17 protein-coding genes are annotated in these 19,220 nt (G+C 65.4%); 11 read left to right on the top strand and 6 right to left on the bottom strand.

Annotation, left to right across the window (positions count from 1 at the left end; all coding sequences use genetic code 11):
* The first annotated feature begins 65 nt into the window (after window positions 1–65).
* Window positions 66–1,574, top strand: coding sequence for a glycosyltransferase family 39 protein (locus tag HAP41_RS35905; protein WP_166085995.1), 1,509 nt, complete (start codon window positions 66–68; stop codon window positions 1,572–1,574).
* 122 nt (window positions 1,575–1,696) lie between these two features.
* On the opposite strand, the gene HAP41_RS35900 is transcribed toward HAP41_RS35905, so the two are convergent.
* Window positions 1,697–2,503, bottom strand: a complete 807-nt coding sequence (locus HAP41_RS35900; RefSeq protein WP_166086005.1) for a uracil-DNA glycosylase — start codon at window positions 2,501–2,503, stop codon at window positions 1,697–1,699.
* Between the two features lie 139 nt (window positions 2,504–2,642).
* Between HAP41_RS35900 and HAP41_RS35895 the strand changes: the two genes are divergently transcribed.
* The 3 genes from HAP41_RS35895 to HAP41_RS35885 all read left to right on the top strand — a co-directional run bounded on the left by HAP41_RS35895 (window position 2,643) and on the right by HAP41_RS35885 (window position 7,351).
* Window positions 2,643–4,304, top strand: coding sequence for an electron transfer flavoprotein-ubiquinone oxidoreductase (locus HAP41_RS35895; RefSeq protein WP_166086028.1), 1,662 nt, complete (start codon window positions 2,643–2,645; stop codon window positions 4,302–4,304).
* 343 nt (window positions 4,305–4,647) lie between these two features.
* A complete protein-coding gene (locus HAP41_RS35890) occupies window positions 4,648–6,441 on the top strand; it encodes a tetratricopeptide repeat protein (protein ID WP_175618027.1) in 1,794 nt (597 codons plus the stop codon).
* A gap of 25 nt (window positions 6,442–6,466) precedes the next feature.
* Window positions 6,467–7,351, top strand: coding sequence for a 4-(cytidine 5'-diphospho)-2-C-methyl-D-erythritol kinase (locus HAP41_RS35885; protein WP_166086056.1), 885 nt, complete (start codon window positions 6,467–6,469; stop codon window positions 7,349–7,351).
* Between the two features lie 127 nt (window positions 7,352–7,478).
* On the opposite strand, the gene HAP41_RS35880 is transcribed toward HAP41_RS35885, so the two are convergent.
* Window positions 7,479–8,351, bottom strand: a complete 873-nt coding sequence (locus tag HAP41_RS35880; RefSeq protein WP_166086066.1) for an alpha/beta fold hydrolase — start codon at window positions 8,349–8,351, stop codon at window positions 7,479–7,481.
* Between the two features lie 484 nt (window positions 8,352–8,835).
* Here HAP41_RS35880 and HAP41_RS35875 point away from each other — a divergent pair, with 484 nt between their 5' ends.
* Entirely contained in the window at window positions 8,836–9,099 is a 264-nt protein-coding gene (locus HAP41_RS35875; RefSeq protein WP_085402592.1) for a hypothetical protein, read from the top strand.
* Window positions 9,100–9,163: 64 nt separating this feature from the next.
* Here HAP41_RS35875 and HAP41_RS35870 read toward each other — a convergent pair whose 3' ends face one another.
* The 4 genes from HAP41_RS35870 to HAP41_RS35855 form a co-directional block, all read right to left on the bottom strand.
* Entirely contained in the window at window positions 9,164–9,796 is a 633-nt protein-coding gene (locus HAP41_RS35870; RefSeq protein ID WP_166086071.1) for a LysE family translocator, read from the bottom strand.
* Between the two features lie 44 nt (window positions 9,797–9,840).
* The gene (fabF, locus tag HAP41_RS35865; protein ID WP_166086104.1) at window positions 9,841–11,103 is read right to left on the bottom strand and encodes a beta-ketoacyl-ACP synthase II; all 1,263 of its coding nucleotides are present in this window, start codon (window positions 11,101–11,103) and stop codon (window positions 9,841–9,843) included.
* A gap of 1 nt (window position 11,104) precedes the next feature.
* Window positions 11,105–11,620: a winged helix-turn-helix transcriptional regulator gene (locus HAP41_RS35860; protein ID WP_166086116.1), complete on the bottom strand. Its 516-nt coding sequence runs from the start codon at window positions 11,618–11,620 to the stop codon at window positions 11,105–11,107.
* 376 nt (window positions 11,621–11,996) lie between these two features.
* A complete protein-coding gene (locus HAP41_RS35855; RefSeq protein WP_085402593.1) occupies window positions 11,997–13,004 on the bottom strand; it encodes a polyprenyl synthetase family protein in 1,008 nt (335 codons plus the stop codon).
* 133 nt (window positions 13,005–13,137) lie between these two features.
* Between HAP41_RS35855 and HAP41_RS35850 the strand changes: the two genes are divergently transcribed.
* The 6 genes from HAP41_RS35850 (at window position 13,138) to glyS (ending at window position 18,981) form a co-directional block, all read left to right on the top strand.
* Window positions 13,138–13,365, top strand: coding sequence for a putative signal transducing protein (locus tag HAP41_RS35850; protein WP_014497336.1), 228 nt, complete (start codon window positions 13,138–13,140; stop codon window positions 13,363–13,365).
* Window positions 13,358–14,188: a tRNA1(Val) (adenine(37)-N6)-methyltransferase gene (locus HAP41_RS35845; protein ID WP_166086155.1), complete on the top strand. Its 831-nt coding sequence runs from the start codon at window positions 13,358–13,360 to the stop codon at window positions 14,186–14,188. Before HAP41_RS35850 ends, HAP41_RS35845 begins: the two co-directional genes overlap by 8 nt.
* A gap of 151 nt (window positions 14,189–14,339) precedes the next feature.
* Entirely contained in the window at window positions 14,340–15,248 is a 909-nt protein-coding gene (locus tag HAP41_RS35840) for a S49 family peptidase (RefSeq protein WP_166086174.1), read from the top strand.
* 104 nt (window positions 15,249–15,352) lie between these two features.
* Window positions 15,353–15,544 carry a hypothetical protein gene (locus HAP41_RS35835; protein WP_071916131.1) on the top strand — a complete coding sequence of 64 codons (192 nt, stop codon included), beginning with the start codon at window positions 15,353–15,355 and terminating at the stop codon, window positions 15,542–15,544.
* 222 nt (window positions 15,545–15,766) lie between these two features.
* Window positions 15,767–16,714 carry a glycine--tRNA ligase subunit alpha gene (locus tag HAP41_RS35830; RefSeq protein ID WP_028153882.1) on the top strand — a complete coding sequence of 316 codons (948 nt, stop codon included), beginning with the start codon at window positions 15,767–15,769 and terminating at the stop codon, window positions 16,712–16,714.
* Complete coding sequence (gene glyS, locus HAP41_RS35825; RefSeq protein ID WP_166086218.1) at window positions 16,714–18,981, top strand: glycine--tRNA ligase subunit beta; 2,268 nt, start codon at window positions 16,714–16,716, stop codon at window positions 18,979–18,981. Before HAP41_RS35830 ends, glyS begins: the two co-directional genes overlap by 1 nt.
* Window positions 18,982–19,220 lie beyond the last annotated feature (239 nt).

Genomic DNA, 19,220 nt, shown 5'->3' with positions numbered 1-19,220 from the left:
TTATCAAAACAGATGTGAGCGAATAGGGCCGGCTGTTCGGGTTGGCTGCATCTTTCGGACGTTGCATGCGGTTTACCTCCCTGGTCATCGAGCTCATTCGCGCCCGGCCGCGGCTGATCGTGTGGATCGCCGTGCTGCTCCAGGCCGCGATGTGGCTGTTCGTGGCGCTGGTGTTTTACCGCAGCCCGCCCGGCACGCTCGCGACCCTGCTCGCGTTCGGGCGCGAGTACCAGGTCGGTACCGATCTGGGCCCGCCCTTGCCGGTCTGGCTTGCCGACATCGCCTATCGCGCCGCCGGCGGCCACGTGTTCGGCGTCTATGTCCTCGCCCAGCTCTGCGAGGTCGCGACCTTCATCGCGCTCTATCATCTCTCCCGCGCCGTGGTCGGCTCACAGCAGGCGGTGCTCGCCGTGCTGCTGACCATGACGGTACTGGCCTTCTCCTCGCCGGCGCTCGACTTTGGCCCGCTGGTGCTGGCGCGGCCGCTCTGGGCGCTGCTGCTGCTGCATTCCTGGCAGATCATCGGCCAGCGCCGCGGCAATGCCTGGTTCGCCTGGTCGATCGAGGCGGGCCTCTTGCTGCTGACGACGCCCGCGGCGATCTTCCTTCTCCTCCTGCTCGTCGTGTTCGCGATCTCGACCGCCGGCGGACGCCGGACGCTACGCGCGCTCGATCCGCTGTTCGCGCTGATCGTCGTCGCCGTGCTGGCGCTGCCCTATGCGGTCTGGCTGATGCGCGCCGAGACGCTTGTCATGCCGACCCTGCCTGAAGTCGCCGCGCTGAACGCCCGCGCGCTGCACGCGGCCTGGCTGCTCGGCGGGCTCGTGCTCGGCGCGGCGGCGATCCCGGCGCTGACCTTTCTCAATAGCGGCCTGTTCGTCGCCAAGGGCGAGGAAGCGCCGATCATCTACCGGCCGCCGGTCGAGCCGCTCGCGCACAACTTCGTCTATTTCTTCGCGCTGGCGCCTGCGCTCGGCGCGGTCCTGATCTCCGGCCTGCTCGGGCTCGATGCCGTCGTCGGCGGCGCCGGCGTCGTGCTGGTCATGTCGGGACTTGCCGTGGTCGTGACGGCCGGCGACCTCATCGCGATGCGCCGCGCGCGCGTGCTGCGGACGGTGTGGGCTGCCGCCGTCGTGGCGCCCGCAGCCGGCGTCGTGCTCGCCGTGCTGTTCCTGCCCTTGACCGGCGCCAACGAGATTGCGACCTCGATGCCGGCGCGCGCGATCTCGGATTTCTTCGACGAGAGCTTTGCCCGCCGCACCAATCATCGCCTGCGCGCGGTCGCCGGCGAGACCCAGCTCGCGAGCCTGATCACGCTGCATTCCGGCCGGCCGCATCTCTTCATCGATGCCCAGCCCGCGCGTACGCCGTGGATCAATCAGGCCAAGTTCAGCGAGACCGGCGGCGTCGTGGTCTGGCGCGCCTCCGACACCGCCGGCACCCCGCCGCCGGAAATCCTCGCGCGCTTTCCCGGCATCGTTCCGGAAGTGCCGCGCGCCTTCGAATGGCTGGTGACCGGCCGCCAGCAGCTCTTGCGCATCGGCTGGGCCATCGTGCGGCCGAAGGGGACGTAGCGACAAACGCTGAAATCGTAGGGTGGGCAAAGGCGCAAAGCGCCGTGCCCACCGTCAAGTCTATCCGTCGTCGACCTAGAGATGGTGGGCACGCTTCGCTTTGCCCACCCTACGAGAGCTCGCTATCCCGCCAGCACCTTCGCGATCGTGCGCAGATCCTGCCAGGCCAGCCGCTTGTACGACGGCGAGCGAAGCAGATACGCCGGGTGGAACGTCGGCAGCGCGCGGATGGTGCGCCCACCCGTCTCGTAGTCGAACCAGCGGCCGCGGGTGCGCATGATGCCTTCGCGCGTCGACAGCAGCGTCTGCGTCGAGGGATTGCCGAGCGTCACCAGCACGTCGGGATTCACCAGCTCGATCTGGCGTTGGATGAACGGCAGGCAGATCTGCGTTTCCTGCGGCGTCGGCGTGCGGTTGCCGGGCGGCCGCCAGGGAATCACGTTGGCGATGTAGGCGGTGGTGCGGTTGAGCCCGATCGCGCCGATCATGAGGTCGAGCAGCTTGCCGCTGCGCCCGACGAAGGGCAGCCCCTCGATGTCCTCGTCGCGGCCCGGCGCCTCGCCGACGAACATGATGCGCGCCTGCGGATTGCCGTCGGCGAACACCAGCCGCGTCGCGGTGTGCTTCAGCGCGCAGCCTTCAAAATTCTGCATCAGCTCGCGCAGTGCCTCGAGCGTCGGCGCGGTACGCGCGGCCTCGCGCGCGGAGGCGATCGCAATGTCCGGCGCGGGTGCGGCCTCGCCGCGCATCACCGCGGGCGCGGCAACAGGCCGTGGTGCCTCGACCGGAGGTGCGGCGCGCGGGGCCGGCGGCGGAGCATCCAATTCCGCCAGGCGGTCGACAGGTTCCTCCGCGAGCGCGCAATCGACCCCGGCCTCCAGATAGAAGGCGAGAAGCTCTCGGACGGTGGGTGCGGGTTCGGGGATCATTTGGAAAGTCAGACTTTTACTATATCAGTTTGGGGTGCCTTGCATCCCAGTGGAACGCATTTCCGTGGTTGTCCTACCCGGAAAAATCGGAAACAAGGGGGCGCAAATGACGAGGAACCGTCTCAAGGGCTGAGATCAGATGAGCACCGAAGAACTTCCCCCGCGCGAATCCATGGAATTCGACGTCGTCATCGTCGGCGCCGGCCCCTCTGGCCTGGCGGCTGCGATCCGGCTGAAGCAGCTCAACGCTGATCTCAACGTCGTCGTGGTGGAGAAGGGCTCCGAGGTCGGTGCGCACATTCTCTCCGGCGCCGTGATCGATCCGGCCGGGCTCGACAAGCTGATCCCGGACTGGCGCGGGGATTCCGACTGTCCGCTGAAGACGCAGGTGAAGGACGACCGCTTCTACTGGATGACGGGAGGCGGCGCGATCAAGCTGCCGAACTTCATCATGCCGCCGCTGATGGACAATCATCACTGCTATATCGGCTCGCTCGGCAATGTCTGCCGCTGGCTGGCGCGCAAGGCCGAGGCGCTTGGCGTCGAGATCTATCCGGGCTTTGCCGCAGCCGAAGTGCTCTATGACGAGCAGGGCGCGGTGAAGGGCATCGCCACCGGCGACATGGGCATCGGCCGCGATGGCAAGCCGAAGGACTCCTTTACCCGTGGCATGGAATTGCTCGGCAAGTACACGCTGTTTGCGGAAGGCGCCCGCGGCAGCCTGACCAAGCAGCTGATCGCGAAGTTCGCACTCGATTCGAAGAGCGAGCCGCCGAAGTTCGGCATCGGCCTCAAGGAAGTCTGGCAGATCGATCCCGCCAAGCACCAGAAGGGCATGATCCAGCATTCGTTCGGCTGGCCGCTCGACCTGAAGACCGGCGGCGGCTCGTTCCTCTATCATTACGACGACAATCTCGTCGCCGTCGGCTTCGTCGTGCATCTCAACTACGACGATCCGTATCTGTCGCCGTTCGACGAGTTCCAGCGCTTCAAGACCCATCCCTCGATCCGCGGTACCTTCGAAGGCGCCAAGCGGCTCGCCTATGGTGCGCGCGCCATCACCGAAGGCGGCTATCAGTCGGTGCCGAAGCTGAGCTTCCCCGGCGGCGCGCTGGTCGGCTGTGCGGCGGGCTTCGTCAACGTGCCCCGCATCAAGGGCGTGCACAATGCGATGGGCACCGGCATGCTCGCCGCAGAGCATGTCGCGGCGGCGCTCGCTGCCGATCGCGCCAATGACGAGATCGTCGACTACGAGAACGCCTGGCGGTCCTCGGCGGTCGGCAAGGATCTGTTCCTGGTCCGCAACGTCAAGCCGCTATGGTCGAAGTTCGGCACCGTGCTCGGCGTCGCGCTCGGCGGCTTCGACATGTGGTGCAACACGCTGTTCGGTGGCTCGCTGTTCGGCACGCAGTCGCATGCGAAGCCCGATCGCGCCACGCTTGATCCGGCGAAGAGCCACGCGCCGAAGAACTACCCGAAGCCGGACGGCAAGATCTCGTTCGACAAGCTCTCGTCGGTGTTCCTGTCCAACACCAATCATGAGGAGGACCAGCCGGTCCATCTCAAGGTCGCCGACATGAACCTGCAGAAGACCTCGGAGCACGACGTCTTCGCCGGTCCCTCGAATCGCTATTGCCCGGCCGGGGTCTATGAGTGGGTCGAGGAAGGCGCGAGCCCGCGCTTCCAGATCAATGCCCAGAACTGCGTCCACTGCAAAACCTGCGACGTGAAGGACCCCAACGGCAACATCACCTGGGTTCCCCCGGAGGGCGGCGGCGGTCCGAACTACGAGGCCATGTAAGCTAGGCCATGTAAGCTAGGCCATGTAAGCCGGGATCATTGGACCAAAGCGATCAGGCCGGGGCCAATGTGACGTGCCCCCGGCATTGTGACGCACGTTCGCGTGAGAACCGGCCCGGGGTAGCGGTCCGCGGCCACGATAAGGCCATACTGGCAGCGTCTTGGGGCGTAGTCGGCCGATTTGGGGCGTGCGGAGGGGATCGCATGCCCGAATCCTTGCGGTGAAGCGCCAAAAGCGGCATTGTCGGCCCGACGGTTCCGGGTCCCCATGCCACCGGCCGCGTTCGCATGCGATACGGCCTACTGCTGCAAACCCAGGCACTACAACTCAAGGCGAGCCCCTGATGTTCTCAAATCGTTTCAACCGCTGGACTGTTGCCGCCATCGCCCTCATGGGCACCGCGATTGCGACGGTCCCCGGCGCGGTCCTGGCGCAGACGCCGGACCATCCGTCCGACACGGCGGCGCAATTTCCGACCCGGAACGATCTGAAGTCGCTGACGACCTCCGGCAGCTATCTCGCTGCCCGCCACGCCAGCGTCGAGCGCGATGCGGCCTCGGCCGCCGCCTTCTACCGCTCGGCGCTCCGCACCGATCCCAAAAACAATGAGCTGCTCGATCGCGCCTTCATCTCGTCGGTTGCCGACGGTGACATCGACGAGGCGGTCAAGCTCGCCGAGCGCGTCCTGACCATCGACAAGACCAACCGCGTCGCGCGTCTCGTCGTCGGGGTGCACGATCTCAAGATGAAGAAATATGCGACCGCGCAAACCAACATCAACCAGTCGATCCGCGGTCCGATCACCGATCTCGTCGCCACGCTGCTGTCGGGCTGGGCCGCCTATGGCGCGGGCGATGCCAAGGGCGGCGTCGCCACCATCGACAAGCTCGCCGGTCCGGAATGGTATCCGCTGTTCAAGGACCTCCATGCCGGCATGATCCTCGAGCTCTCCGGCAAGGAGAAGGACGCCGGCGTCCGCTTCGAGCGCGCCTACAAGCTCGATGATTCCATGCTGCGCGTCACCGAGGCCTATGCGCGCTGGCTGTCGCGCAACAAGGATTCCGCGGCCGCGACCACCGTCTACCTGGCTTTCGACAAGAAGCTCGCCCGCCATCCGCTGATCGTGGAAGGCCTGCGCGACACCAAGGCCGGCAAGAAGATGCCGCCGCTGGCCGACTCCGCGCAAGCTGGTGCCGCCGAAGCGCTCTACGGCATCGGCGCCACGCTGACCCGCCGCGGCGGCGAGGATCTGGCGCTGGTTTATCTCCAGCTCTCGCTCTATCTCCAGCCGACCCATCCGCTGGCGCTGCTCTCGCTCGCCGATCTCTATGAATCGGTGAAGCGGCCGCAGATGGCGATCAAGGTTTATGAGCGGGTGCCCGCGACCTCGCCGTTGAAGCGCAACGCGCAGATCCAGCTCGCGATCGATCTGGATTCCGCCGACCGCACCGACGAGGCGATCAAGATCCTCAAGGGCGTCACATCGGACGATTCCAAGGATCTCGAAGCCATCATGGCGCTCGGCAACATCGAGCGCGGTCGCAAGAAGTTCGGCGATTGCGGCGCGACCTATTCGCGGGGCATCGACGTGCTGCCGGCCGGCAACGACAAGGCCAACAGCGTCTGGTATTATTATCGCGGCATTTGCGAGGAGCGCTCCAAGGAGTGGAGCAAGGCCGAAGCCGACATGAAGAAGGCGCTCGAGCTCCAGCCCGACCAGCCGCATGTCCTCAACTATCTCGGCTATTCCTGGATCGACCAGGGCGTGAATCTCGACGAAGGCATGAAGATGATCAAGCGCGCCGTCGAGCAGCGTCCCGACGATGGCTACATCGTCGACTCCCTCGGCTGGGCCTATTACCGCATCGGCAATTACGAAGAGGCGGTGAAGAACCTCGAGCGCGCCATCGACCTCAAGCCCGAGGATCCCACCATCAACGATCACCTCGGCGATGCCTATTGGCGCGTCGGCCGTACGCTGGAAGCAAAATTCCAGTGGGCCCATGCCCGCGATCTCAAGCCCGAGCCGGAGGAGCTTCCGAAGATCGAGGCCAAGATCGCCAACGGTATGACCGACGATTCGAACTCTTCGGCCGCGCGGGCGGACAAGAAGAAGGACGACGGCAAGGGCGGCTAAGAGTGCGTTTGGGGGCTGATCGCCAATGTCGGCGTTGATTGAAGAAGGGCGCGCGAAGGTCAATCTGAGCCTTCGCGTCGTCGGCCGTCGTGCCGACGGCTATCATGATCTCGAAAGCGTGGTCGCGTTTGCCGACTGCGCGGACCAGCTGACGCTGGAGCCGGGCGGCGAGCTGAAGCTCGTCACCACCGGGCCGCTGGCCGCGGCCTGCGGCGATACCGCGGACAATCTCGTGGTCAAGGCGGCCAGGCTCCTGGCCGAGGCCGTGCCGAACCTGAAGCTGGGCGCCTTCGCGCTCGACAAGGTGCTTCCCGTCGCGGCCGGCATCGGCGGCGGCTCGGCCGATGCCGCGGCGGCGCTGCGGCTGCTAGCGCGTCTCAACAATCTGCCGCTCGATGATCCGCGCTTGCAGAAAGTCGCGCTCGCGACCGGCGCCGACGTGCCGGTGTGCCTGGTCTCGCGCGCCTGCGACATGACCGGCGTCGGCGAGCAGCTGCTGCCGCTCGCGCTGCCGAGCATGCCCTGCGTGATGGTCAATCCGCGCGTGCCGGTCGCCACCAAGGACGTGTTCCAGGCGCTGGGCCTGCGCAACGGCGAATTGCTGGTGGGCGCCACTTCCGTCCTCGACGCGCCGGCCTGGCCGGACGAGGGCGCCTCCATTGCCGATTGGGTCGACGTTCTCGAAACCGTGGCCAACGATCTCGAAGCCCCTGCGTTGCGGATCGAGCCTGTGATCGGCGAGGTGCTGGAAGCTTTGCGTGACTCCGCCGGCGTCAAGCTTGCCCGCATGTCCGGCTCCGGCGCGACGTGCTTTGCGATCTACGGCGCAGCGAACGAGGCGCATGCCGCCGCGGAAAAGATCCGGCGCGACCACCCCGGCTGGTGGGTGCATGCGGGGACGTTGAGCTAGGTTTTTCCGGGCTACGATTCTGCCGTAGGGTGGGCAAAGCGAAGCGTGCCCACCAAACTTATTCTCGCAATCTGGCTGCGTGGTGGGCACGGCGCTTTGCGCCTTTGCCCACGCTACGGCAGTGGAGCTAGCCGCCGTCTTCGGCCAGCCCGAGAAACCGCCGGATCTCACCCAGTACCTCTTGCGGCTTGTCATGCTGCAGCCAGTGCCCCGCGCCGGCGATGGTCTCGACACGCGCCTGCGGGAAATAGCGCTCCAGGCCGGCGGCCCTGGCGCCCGCGAGAAAGCTTTCTCCGGCATTCAGCAGCAGCGTCGGACTGGTGATGCGCGACCACAGCGCGACGTGATCGTCTGGCCAGAGCCGGTGCGGCGCAGAGGCGCGCTGGTAGGGATCGAACTTCCAGCTATAGGTGCCGTCCTCATTCCGCCGCGAGCCGTGCGTTGCAAGATGCAGCGCGAGGTCGCGGGCGAGGCGCTTGTTGTGAAGCACCATCTGCGCGGCCGCGTCTTCGAGGGTCGAATAGCGGCGCGGCGTGCGGTCGTGCAGTCTGTCGAGCTGGCTGACCCATTTGCTGATGCGCTCATGCGTCGGCGCTTTGGGGGTGTCCGGCAACATGGTGACGCCGTCGAGGACGACGAGCTTCGTGACCAGCTCGGGAAACGACCCTGAAAAGATCAGGCTCACCATGCCGCCCATGGAATGACCGATGAGAGTCACTTGAGGCGCTGCGATGCTGCGAATGAGCTGGGCGAGATCGTAGACATACTCGGTCAGCGCGTAGCTGCCGCCCTTGGTCCAGTCGGAATCGCCATGACCGCGCAGATCGGGCGCGAGCACGTGAAAATGCGGCTGAAGCGAGCGGGCGATGGCGTCCCAGCTCCGACAATGATCGCGGCCGCCATGGACCAGGATGGCGACAGGCGCGCCGTGATTGCCCCAATCGGCATAGTGCAGCCGCAGGCCGTGTGACTCGTAAGTGCGACTTTGCGGGGCAAGCATCGGGCGCCGATCCTTCGAAATGCCGGACGAGATAACAGCACGACTGGAGTAGCCTGCTGCCGGCCATTCCACAAGCAAGCCGCAGGTCACGGGCGCTTCGGCGGCGAGCTCGTGCCGGCTAGGCGGCGCATGGCGCGTCGGCGCTGCCGGGTCTTGCGCATCTTCGCGTCGTGACAGCGACGCGCGGTGCGCGACAACGATCTTGTCAGGAGGCGATAACGCGACCAGGACATCATCCTCATCGAACTCTCCATCGCAACAACCATGGGTGAGCCGCGAGCGATGGGTCGTTCGAATTCCACGCGTTACATCTTGGTCATTACGGGTCGGAAAGTGTTTCGGGTCGATGGCGACAATGTTGCGCGCACGCCGTCATCGCGAGCGGATCGGCCTCATCGAAATCGTTCATCGGTATTAAACCTGCGTAAGGCGCCGAACGCAGGACGCACTCGTCGCCTCCAACGGATGTTAGGAGGTGAACATCATGAAACTTGTATCTGCGTTTGTCGGCCTTGCCGCGCTTGGCGGGGTCACGCTGTCGAGCGGGGCTGCGTCAGCAGCACCGATCGAGGTGCCGACCGGCTATGTCTGCAATGAATGGGGCCATTGCTGGCAACGCCACTACCATGGAGGCTACTACCATCCGCACTACTGGGGTGGTTACGGCTGGCACCATCATTGGGGTGACGGCTGGCGCTGGCATCATTGGGCTCGCTGGCACCGCTGGCATCATTGGCACCACTGGTGAAATCTGAGAAAGGGGCTTCGGCCCCTTTCTTTTTTCGGTGGATGCCCGTCGGGAATGACGCGAGCTAGCTCTGCGCCGGCCGCCGCGCCAGCGCGAGCGAGAGGCCAAGGCCGGCGATGAAGACGCCCGAGCCCTGCGTGAGACGCCGCATCAGATGCGGCCTGCCAATCAGCTGCGTGCGCGTTGCAGTTGCCATCAGCACGACGACGACATCGGCGAGCGTGTTCAGGATCACCGAGATCGCGCCGAGCAAGATGAATTGCAGCGTGGGGCTCGATCCCGCGGGATCGAGGAACTGCGGAATGAAGGCGAGGAAGAATGCGGCGGTCTTCGGGTTCAGCGCCTCGACCAGCACGCCGTCGCGGAATGCGCGCCTGTCGCCGATGGGCTCGCTCTCCAGCGAGAGCGCGCGGCCGGCGCTGCGGAAAGTCTTGATGCCGAGCCAGACCAGATAGAGCGCGCCGATGAATTTTACAGCGGCAAACAGCTCCGCGCTGGCAAGGATGATCGCGGAGATGCCGAGGCTGCCCGCGACGACATGAACCAGCCCGCCCAGCGCCGTGCCCGCGGTTGACGCAAAGCCGCTGGCGCGTCCCTCCGACAAGGTCCGTGCCGCGACGTAGAAGATGCCGGGGCCGGGAACGGCGGCAATGAGACAAGCTGCGGCCAGGAATAGCCAGAAATTCGTTTCGATCATCCCGTTTTGGTAACGAAGCGTGCTGCGATTACAAGGCCTCTTGTTTAGCCCATCCGGCGGAAGATCACGCTGGCATTCACCCCGCCGAAGCCAAATCCGTTGGAGATGGCGTTGAGCATCGGCATCGGCCGCGCGCTACCTGCGACGATGTCGATGCCGTCCGCGCCGGGATCTGCGTTTTCGAAATTGAGCGTCGGCGGCGCGACCTGGTCGCGTAAGGCGAGGACGGTGAAGATCGCCTCGAGGCCGCCGGCGGCGCCGAGCAGATGGCCGGTCGCCGATTTCGTCGCGCTCACCGCGATGTTCCGGTTGCGGCCGAACAGCGCGGCGATCGCACCGAGCTCGCTCTCATCGCCGGCCGGTGTCGACGTCGCATGCGCGTTCAAATGCTGCAAATCCGCGGGGGCAAGCTTCGCCTGGCGCAGCGCGATCTCCATGGCACGGCGGGCGCCGTCGCCGTCGGGCGGGCCCGACGTCATGTGATAGGCGTCCGCCGTCGTGCCGTAGCCCACGATCTCCGCAATCGGGGAGGCGCCGCGCGCCAGCGCATGCTCGAGGTCCTCGATCACCAGGATGCCCGCGCCTTCGCCCATGACAAAGCCGTCGCGGTCGCGATCGAACGGGCGCGAGGCGCGCGCGGGCTCGTCGTTGAATCCGCTCGACAGCGCGCGGGCTGCGGCAAAGCCGCCGATGCTGACGATATCGATGCAGGCCTCCGCGCCGCCGCAGATCGCGACATCGGCTTCGCCTGCGCGGATCATGCGCGCGGCATCGCCGATTGCCTGGACGCCGGCGGCACAAGCCGTGACCGGTGTGCCCAGCGCGCCCTTGTAGCCGTATTTGATCGAGACGTGGCCGGCGGCGAGATTGGCGAGAAATGAGGGAATGGTGAAGGGCGAGAGCCGGCGCGCGCCGCGCTGCTCGGTGATGCGCACCGCCTCCGCCATTGCCGGGAAGCCGCCGACGCCGGAGGCGATGATCGTTGCGGTGCGTTCCTGTGCGCTCGCGTCCTGCGGCGCCCATTTGGCCTGCGCGACCGCCTCTGCGGTCGCGAGCAGGGCGAACAGGATGAAGCGGTCCATCTTGCGCTGGTCTTTTGGCGCTGCGGCTTGCGCGGGGTCGAAGCCGCCTTCGGCATCGTCGGCCTTGTCGGGCACGAGACCGGCAATACGCGCGGGCAGCGCCTGCGACCATTCCGGCAGAGGGCGTAGCCCGCTCTGGCCGGCGAGCAGCCGGCGCCAGGACAGTTCAACACCGCAGCCGAGCGGCGACACCGCCCCCATTCCCGTCACGACGATACGACGCATGTCAGTCTCCAGCCGGCGCAACGGCCGGGTTCATGGCTTTGAGCGAGCCGAGCCGCTTGTGCATCCCGCGGCTGGCGCGGGGACCCGGGATGACGACCGCATTTGCGAGGGTGATCGGACGCATGTCGGCGGCATCGACCACGATCGGATCGAACGGGCGAGCGTCACTCCGATTCGCCAGCACGATGGATTCGCCCTTGGGCGCGAGATGCCTGTTGCCCCAGGCCAGCAGCGCCACGACGACAGGGAAGAAATCCCGCGCCTTCTCCGTCAGCACATATTCGTAGCGCGGCGGCCGTTCATGATAGCGGCGGCGGACGAACATGCCGCTCTCGGTGAGATGGGCCAGGCGCCGCGACAGGATGTTCGGCGCGATGCCGAGGCCTTGCGAGAACTCGTCGAACTTCGTCGCGCCCTGGAAGGCATCCCGCAAGATCAGGATGCTCCACCATTCGCCGACCGTCTCCACGGCGCGGCCGACCGGGCATTCCAGGATGGAGGGGGATTTGGGCTGCATGGCGGGAAGGTAGGGGAGTGGCTTGCAAAATGCAAGTTACTGGTCGTTTGGTGAGAACGCCGTGGTCGAGTTAGCGGCGGGATGTGCGGCAGGGACCTGCGCAAATGCTCTCGTGCCCCGGACGCCGCGCCTCTTGGCGGTGCGCTGCAGAGCCGGGGCCCAATTCGCTGATCGCTGCGTGTCGCGTGGGTCCCGGCTCTGCGCAGCAGCGTTTTCACGCTGCAGCGCGTCCGGGACAAGAGAGGGAATGCGCCGCTGCCTGGCTCTCCGTCATTGCGAACGCAGCGAGACAATCCGGACTGTCTCTGCGGACGGATTCTGGATTGCTTCGCTACGCTCGCAATGACGACGTGGAAAGAGAGTCGGCCTTTGTCGCCTAATGCGACCGGGCCAGACAGAACGCGACCACCTGCTCCAGCGCGCTCTTCATCGGTGAGGACGGGAACAGCGCCAGCGCGTCGACGGCCATGGCGCCGTAGTGCTGGGCGCGACTGAGCGTATCTTCCAGCGCGCGATGCTTGTTCATCAGGCCGAGGGCGTGGTCGAGGTCGGTGTCGCCGATCTCGCCGCGCTCCAGCGCGCGGATCCAGAAGGCGCGCTCGGTGTCGTTGCCGCGGCGGAAGGCGAGCACGACCGGCAGCGTGATCTTGCCCTCGCGGAAATCGTCGCCGGTGTTCTTGCCGAGCTTGGCGCTCTTGCCGCCATAGTCGAGCACGTCGTCGACGAGCTGGAAGGCGATGCCGAGATTCATGCCGACCGAGCGGCACGCGGTCTGCTCCGCCTTCGGGCGGTTGGCGATCACGGGGCCGACCTCGCAGGCGGCCGCGAACAGCTCGGCGGTCTTGCCGCGGATCACGGCGAGATATTCGTCCTCGGTGGTCGCGGTGTTCTTGGCGGCGGCAAGCTGCATCACCTCGCCCTCGGCGATGGTGGCGGCGGCCGCGGAGAGGATGTCGAGCGCGCGGAGCGAGCCGACCTCGACCATCATGCGGAACGCCTGGCCGAGCAGGAAGTCGCCGACCAGCACGCTCGCCTCATTGCCCCAGAGCATGCGCGCCGACAGCTTGCCGCGGCGCATCTCGCTCTCGTCGACCACGTCGTCGTGAAGGAGCGTCGCGGTATGCATGAACTCGACGCTTGCAGCGAGCTTGATGTGACCGTCGCCGGCGTAGCCGGCGAGGTTGGCCATGGCGAGCGTCAGCATGGGCCGCAGGCGCTTGCCGCCGGAGGAGATGAGGTGGTTGGCGACCTCCGGGATCATGGTGACATCCGACCCGGTCCGCGACAGGATCGTGGCGTTGACGCGCTCCATGTCACCAGCGACAAGGGCAACCAGCTGTTCGATCGACGCGCCGGGAGTTTCGAAAGGTACGATGACGGCCACGCCGGTCTCCAATATTTGCCCCGGAGGGGCTATTCTGATGCAAATACAATAGAAACTGGCAGCGGATGCGGCAAGTGCCGCGGAACCATTGACATTTGCCGCTTTAGCCCCTTTCAGGCAGGAGACCTGCGTTTTGCGTGAACTGGTTCGGACCAACGACATGGTGCTGGTGTCGGCGATCGGCGCGCTGCTCGACGGCGCCAACATCCATCATCTGGTGCTGGACCAGAACATGAGCATTATCGAGGGCTCGCTGGGTATCCTGCCGCGGCGGATCCTGGTCCATGAGGATGACGCCCAGGAGGCCAGGGAGCTCCTCACCGAGGCCGGCCTCAGCCATGAACTGCGCGGCGATGATTGACGTCGTCACAGACTTCACCGAGGACGCCTTTCTCGGCGGGCAATTGCGCTTGAAGCAGAAGCGGTCCGGCCACCGCGCCGGGCATGACGCCATCCTGCTCGCGGCGGCGACGGAAGCGCAGGCGGGCGACCGTGTCGTCGATCTGGGCGCCGGCATCGGCACCGCCGGGCTGGCGCTTGGCCGGCGCGTTGCGGGAATCAGCCTCAGCCTGGTCGAGATCGATCCGGAACTGGCGGAACTCGCGCGCGCCAATGCGGCGGCGAATGCGATCGCCGCCGAGACGATCGTGCTCGACGTTACGGCCGACGCGCAGGCGTTTGCGGCTAATGGCCTCGCGCCCGACAGCGTCGACGTGGTGCTGATGAACCCGCCCTTCAACGATCCCGCACGCCATCGCGGTTCGCCCGATCAGGCGCGCCGCACCGCGCATGTTGCGAGCGAGGAGACGCTGAATGCATGGGTGCATGCGGCGCGGCGCATCCTCCGATCGGACGGCGCGCTGACCCTGATCTGGCGCGCCGATGGGATCGCGGAGGTTTTGACTGCGCTGTCACGCGGTTTTGGAAGCCTGTCGATCCTGCCGGTCCACGGCGAGGCAGGACGGCCCGCGATCCGCGTGCTGGTGCGCGCCGTCAAAGGCGGCCGGGCTCCGACGCGGCTGCTGCCGGGCCTCATGCTCAACGACGAGTCAGGCGTGCCTAAAAATCAGGTGAGGGAGATTCTGGAAGGGAGGGCGCTCTTGCCGCTGGCGGAGCCGCGACGGCCTACTGCGGAAGCGATTCCGACTGCTGCTCTTGCGGGGTCGTCAGACGGATCGCCATGAACAGCGCACCGACCAGCAGCAACAGCAGATAGATTTTCATGGTGTTCTCCGCTGCCTCATTGCAGCTTCCTAACGGGGAATCTGCAAAACACGTTCCGGGCACTTCCAATGACAGTCGCGTGATAAGAAATGGTTAAGCAGAGGTAACGGCATGGCCGAACAATTGAACGATCGTGAGGGTTCCGGCCTGGCCGACAAGCTCATGCAATGTCTGCCGGCGCGCTTCCGTCCCGGCACGGCGGTGGTGCCGGTGGTGCGGCTGTCCGGTGTCATCGGTGCGGTGACGCCGCTGCGTCCGGGCATGACGCTTGCGGGCGTCGCGCGGGTGCTGGAGCGGGCGTTTTCGTACCGGAACGCCAAGGCGGTGGCGCTGGTGATCAATTCGCCCGGCGGCTCGCCGGTGCAGTCGCGCCAGATCTATCTGCGCATCAAGCAGCTCGCGGCAGAGAAGAAGCTGCCCGTGCTGGTGTTCGTCGAGGACGTCGCGGCGTCCGGCGGCTACATGATCGCCTGCGCCGGCGACGAGATCATCTGCGATCCGTCCTCCATCCTCGGCTCGATCGGCGTGGTCGGCGGCAGTTTTGGTTTCCAGGAGGCGATCAGGCGGCTCGGCATCGAGCGGCGGCTCTACACGGCCGGCGCGCACAAGGCGATGCTCGATCCGTTCCTCCCGGAAAACCCCGACGACGTGGCGAGGCTGAAGGCGCTCCAGCGCGAGATCCACCAGATCTTCATCGCGCTGGTGAAGGAGAGTCGCGGCGCGCGGCTGAAGGGCGCCGACGACACGCTGTTCACCGGCGAATACTGGGCCGGCGAGAGTTCGATCGCGCTGGGGCTCGCTGACGGCATCGGCGATCTCCGCTCAACTCTTCGTGCCCGCTATGGCGAGAAGGTTCTCACCCCTGTGATTGCGCAGCCGACCGGTCTGCTCTCGGGCCTTTTGGGGCGGAAATCGCCCGGTGCGGGCCAGCTTTCGGCCATGGAATCAATGGCCGGCCTGCCGGACGAGTTGATCTCGGCGGTCGAGACGCGGGCGATTTGGGCGAAATTCGGGTTCTAGGCGACACCCTCCCGCGCCATTTGGTCCGGGCCGAGCCAATTGCGGCGCGGCCCGGTCTGCGCAAGAATGTCTGTGGGGGCTGAGCACTAGACAAGGATCGACCGATGCCGCCGTTTGTCGCTTTCGCGGGCGTCCTGGGCGGGCTTGCCGTGGTCCGCTGGGCCTACAAGACCGCTGTCCGGATCAACCATGAGCTGGAGGAGATGCGCCTGTCGCGCGTCGCTGAAGCCGCCCATGCCGGGGATATTCAGAAGCTGAAACGTGACCCCGTGACTGGAGCTTATCGGCCCGGCTAGGCCGCGCTGCCGTAGGGTGGGCAAAGGCGCTCTTGCGCCGTGCCCACCATTCCTTTTGCGATTGTGGTGACGATGGTGGGCACGCTTCGCTTTGCCCACCCTACCGCACCGTCTCCAGACGAAGGCGATCGGCCCGAATCCGCCCCCTTTGCCTTGATTCCCATCCCCGCCGTCGATACGGTCCCGCGCGATTCAACCCCCCCGCGAGAGCCTGATCTGACGATGGACGCCTCATTGCCCGCCCATATGCGCCCGGAACGCTCGTTCCAGGGCTTCATCCTCGCGCTCCAGCGGTTCTGGGCCGAGCAGGGCTGCGTGATCCTGCAGCCCTACGACATGGAGATGGGCGCAGGCACCTTCCATCCAGCGACCACGCTGCGCGCGCTGGGTCCGAAGCCCTGGAACGCCGCCTATGTGCAGCCCTCGCGCCGGCCCAAGGACGGCCGCTACGGCGAGAATCCGAACCGGATGCAGCACTACTACCAGTTCCAGGTGATCATGAAGCCGTCGCCGCCGAACCTTCAGGAGCTGTACCTGAAGTCGCTCGCCGCAATCGGCATCGATTCCGCCGTGCACGACATCCGCTTCGTCGAGGACGACTGGGAAAGCCCGACGCTGGGTGCCTGGGGCCTGGGGTGGGAATGCTGGTGCGACGGCATGGAAGTCAGCCAGTTCACCTATTTCCAGCAGGTCGCGGGATTTGAGTGCGCGCCTGTTGCCGGCGAGCTCACCTACGGGCTCGAGCGCCTCGCGATGTATGTACAGGGCGTCGACCGCGTCTACGACCTCAACTTCAACGGCCGCGAGGGCGACGCCAAGGTGACCTATGGCGACGTGTTCCTGCAGGCCGAGCGTGAATATTCGAAGCACAATTTCGAAGTCGCCGACACCGCGATGCTGTTCGAGCAGTTCAAGATGGCGGAAGCCGCGTGCCGGAAGTACCTCGACGCCGGCTGGCAAAAAAACTCAGAGTCCGGCAAGCGCGAGGCGCATCTGATGGCGCTGCCGGCCTACGATCAGTGCATCAAGGCGAGCCACGTCTTCAACCTGCTCGATGCGCGCGGCGTGATCTCCGTGACCGAGCGGCAGAGCTACATTCTTCGCGTGCGCGAGCTGGCCAAGGCCTGCGGCGAGGCCTGGATCCATACTGAAGCGGGCGGAGCGGCCTGATGCCCGATCTTTTGCTTGAACTGTTCTCGGAAGAGATCCCCGCGCGCATGCAGGCCAAGGCGGCCGACGATCTGCGCCGCATGGTCACCGACAAGCTGGTCGCCGAGGGCCTGGTCTATGAGGGCGCGAAAGCGTTCGCGACGCCGCGTCGCCTTGCGCTGACCGTGCACGGCATCCCCGCGCGCCAGCCCGACCTGAAGACCGAACGCCGCGGTCCGAAAATGGGCGCGCCCGATGCGGCCGTGCAGGGCTTTCTGAAAGCGACGGGTTTGAATTCGCTCGACGAAGCCAAGATCCAGCGCGATCCGAAGGGCGACTTCTACATCGCGCTGATCGAAAAGCCCGGCCGCGACGCGATCGACGTGCTCGCCGAGATTCTGCCGGTCATCATCCGCACCTTCCCCTGGCCGAAATCGATGCGCTGGGGCGCGCGCTCCGGCAAGCCCGGCTCGCTGAGCTGGGTGCGTCCGCTGCACGCGATCACCGCGACCTTCGGGCCTGAAACTGAAGAGCCCGATGTCGTCAAATTCTCGGTCGACGGCATCGAGACCGGCCAGACCACCTACGGCCATCGCTTCATGGCGCCGGCGGCGATCAACGTACGCCGCTTCGAGGACTATGAGGCGAAGCTGAAGGCCGCCAAAGTCATTCTCGATCCGCAGGCGCGCAAGGACATCATCTTCGCCGACGCCAAGGAGCTGACGTTCGCGCAAGGGTTTGAGCTGGTCGAGGATCAGGTGCTGCTAGACGAGGTTTCGGGCCTCGTCGAATGGCCGGTCGTCATGATGGGATCGTTCGAGCCGGAATATCTCGCGATCCCGGAAGAGGTGATCCGCGCCACCATCCGCAACAACCAGAAGTGCTTCGTCGTCAGGGATTCCAAGACAGGCAAGCTGACTAACAAGTTCGTCCTCACCGCCAACATCGAGGCGGCCGACGGCGGCAAGACCATCGTATCAGGCAATGAGCGCGTGATCCGTCCGCGCCTGTCGGATGCGAAGTTCTTCTATGAGACGGATCTCAAGACGAAGCTTGAAGACCGGCTGCCGAAGTTCGAGCAGATCGTGTTCCACGAGAAGCTCGGAACTCAGGCCGCGCGGATCAAGCGCATCGAACGCCTCGCCGCCGAGATCGCGCCTTTGGTCGGTGCCGATGTCGCGAAGGCCACGCGCGCCGCGCATCTCGCCAAGGCCGATTTGCTGACCGAAGTCGTCGGCGAATTCCCGGAGGTGCAGGGCCTGATGGGCAAGTACTACGCGCTGGCGCAGGGCGAGGATGCCTCTGTCGCCGCCGCGTGCGAGGAGCACTACAAGCCGCAGGGCCCGACCGATCGTGTGCCGAGCGATCCGGTCAGCGTTGCCGTTGCCCTTGCAGACAAGATCGATACGCTCGTCGGCTTCTGGGCGATCGACGAGAAGCCGACGGGAAGTAAGGACCCGTACGCGCTACGTCGCGCGGCACTGGGAGTTATTAGAAGTATCCTAAGCAACTCGCTTCGAATTTCGCTGGAGAAGGTATTTCTTGATGCGGCCTCCGAAATCTTTGGAGCACTTCTTGATAAGATGGTCGCCGCTGAACGTGCAGCGGTAGTCAGCGCGGCTTTGGCAATTCACCAAAACAATTTGGTTGAGCAGTTTGATGCTGACAGAGGGTCCACTCAGTATGGAGAAGCAGAGTCGGATTACGTTTTCCACAACGCGAGGCGAGTTGCCTCAGAACTGCTTGGTTTCTTCCAAGATCGTTTGAAGGCTCACTTTCGCGAAATTGATGCAAGGCACGACTTAGTCGATGCAGTATTCGCCCGGCCTAGTGAGGAAGATACCCATCTCGTGATGCGGGGCCAGGACGATCTCCTGATGATCGTCCGTCGCGTCGAGGCGCTCGGCAAATTCCTCGAGAGCGATGACGGCAAGAACCTGCTGGCCGGCACCAAGCGCGCCAGCAACATTCTCTCGATCGAGGAGAAGAAGGACAAGCGCACGTTCGACGGTGCGCCCGATGCTGCGCTCTATGGTCTCGCTGAGGAGAAGGCGCTGGCGAAGGCGATCGGCGAGGTGCAGGCGGAAGCAAGCGCTGCCGTCGCCAGGGAAGACTTTGCCGCCGCGATGAGCGCGATGGCAAAGCTGCGTCCGCCGGTCGATGCGTTCTTCGAGAAGGTGCGCGTCAACGACGACGATGCGAAGGTGCGTGAGAACAGGCTGAAGCTGCTCAACGAGATCCGCAGCGCCACGCGTGCGGTGGCGGATTTCTCGAAGATCCAGGATTGAGGTTCTCGTGCCCCCGGACGCAGCGCTTCTTCAGCGGTGCGCTGCAGAGCCGGGGCCCATGCCACCTCGTGCTCGTAGCTTCTGGGTCCCTGTGTCTTGGAAGCCTGTCATGATGGAGTGGGCGGGAAGCCGTTGGGTCCTTGGCGCTTGACGCCGTGATCCGGCCCGGTCTCCCGCCCGTTCCATCTATCAACCTGAACAGTTGCACGAGGCTGCGGCAACAGACCTCGCATCACAGG

This window comes from Bradyrhizobium barranii subsp. apii, assembly GCF_011516635.5.
Lineage (GTDB): Bacteria > Pseudomonadota > Alphaproteobacteria > Rhizobiales > Xanthobacteraceae > Bradyrhizobium > Bradyrhizobium barranii.
Note: the sequence above shows the minus strand (reverse complement) of the source record. Positions and strands in the feature narration are given on the sequence as shown.

Bases quoted from the DNA above. Each gene is read 5' to 3' on its own strand.
- HAP41_RS35900 (WP_166086005.1), bottom strand. From the start codon at position 2,503: ATGATCCCCGAACCCGCACCCACCGTCCGAGAGCTTCTCGCCTTCTAT.
- HAP41_RS35895 (WP_166086028.1), top strand. From the start codon at position 2,643: ATGAGCACCGAAGAACTTCCCCCGCGCGAATCCATGGAATTCGACGTC.
- HAP41_RS35875 (WP_085402592.1), top strand. From the start codon at position 8,836: ATGAAACTTGTATCTGCGTTTGTCGGCCTTGCCGCGCTTGGCGGGGTC.
- HAP41_RS35885 (WP_166086056.1), top strand. From the start codon at position 6,467: ATGTCGGCGTTGATTGAAGAAGGGCGCGCGAAGGTCAATCTGAGCCTT.
- HAP41_RS35830 (WP_028153882.1), top strand. From the start codon at position 15,767: ATGGACGCCTCATTGCCCGCCCATATGCGCCCGGAACGCTCGTTCCAG.
- glyS (WP_166086218.1), top strand. From the start codon at position 16,714: ATGCCCGATCTTTTGCTTGAACTGTTCTCGGAAGAGATCCCCGCGCGC.
- HAP41_RS35880 (WP_166086066.1), bottom strand. From the start codon at position 8,351: ATGCTTGCCCCGCAAAGTCGCACTTACGAGTCACACGGCCTGCGGCTG.
- HAP41_RS35905 (WP_166085995.1), top strand. From the start codon at position 66: ATGCGGTTTACCTCCCTGGTCATCGAGCTCATTCGCGCCCGGCCGCGG.
- HAP41_RS35835 (WP_071916131.1), top strand. From the start codon at position 15,353: ATGCCGCCGTTTGTCGCTTTCGCGGGCGTCCTGGGCGGGCTTGCCGTG.
- HAP41_RS35860 (WP_166086116.1), bottom strand. From the start codon at position 11,620: ATGCAGCCCAAATCCCCCTCCATCCTGGAATGCCCGGTCGGCCGCGCC.
- HAP41_RS35870 (WP_166086071.1), bottom strand. From the start codon at position 9,796: ATGATCGAAACGAATTTCTGGCTATTCCTGGCCGCAGCTTGTCTCATT.
- fabF (WP_166086104.1), bottom strand. From the start codon at position 11,103: ATGCGTCGTATCGTCGTGACGGGAATGGGGGCGGTGTCGCCGCTCGGC.
- HAP41_RS35840 (WP_166086174.1), top strand. From the start codon at position 14,340: ATGGCCGAACAATTGAACGATCGTGAGGGTTCCGGCCTGGCCGACAAG.
- HAP41_RS35890 (WP_175618027.1), top strand. From the start codon at position 4,648: ATGTTCTCAAATCGTTTCAACCGCTGGACTGTTGCCGCCATCGCCCTC.
- HAP41_RS35845 (WP_166086155.1), top strand. From the start codon at position 13,358: ATGATTGACGTCGTCACAGACTTCACCGAGGACGCCTTTCTCGGCGGG.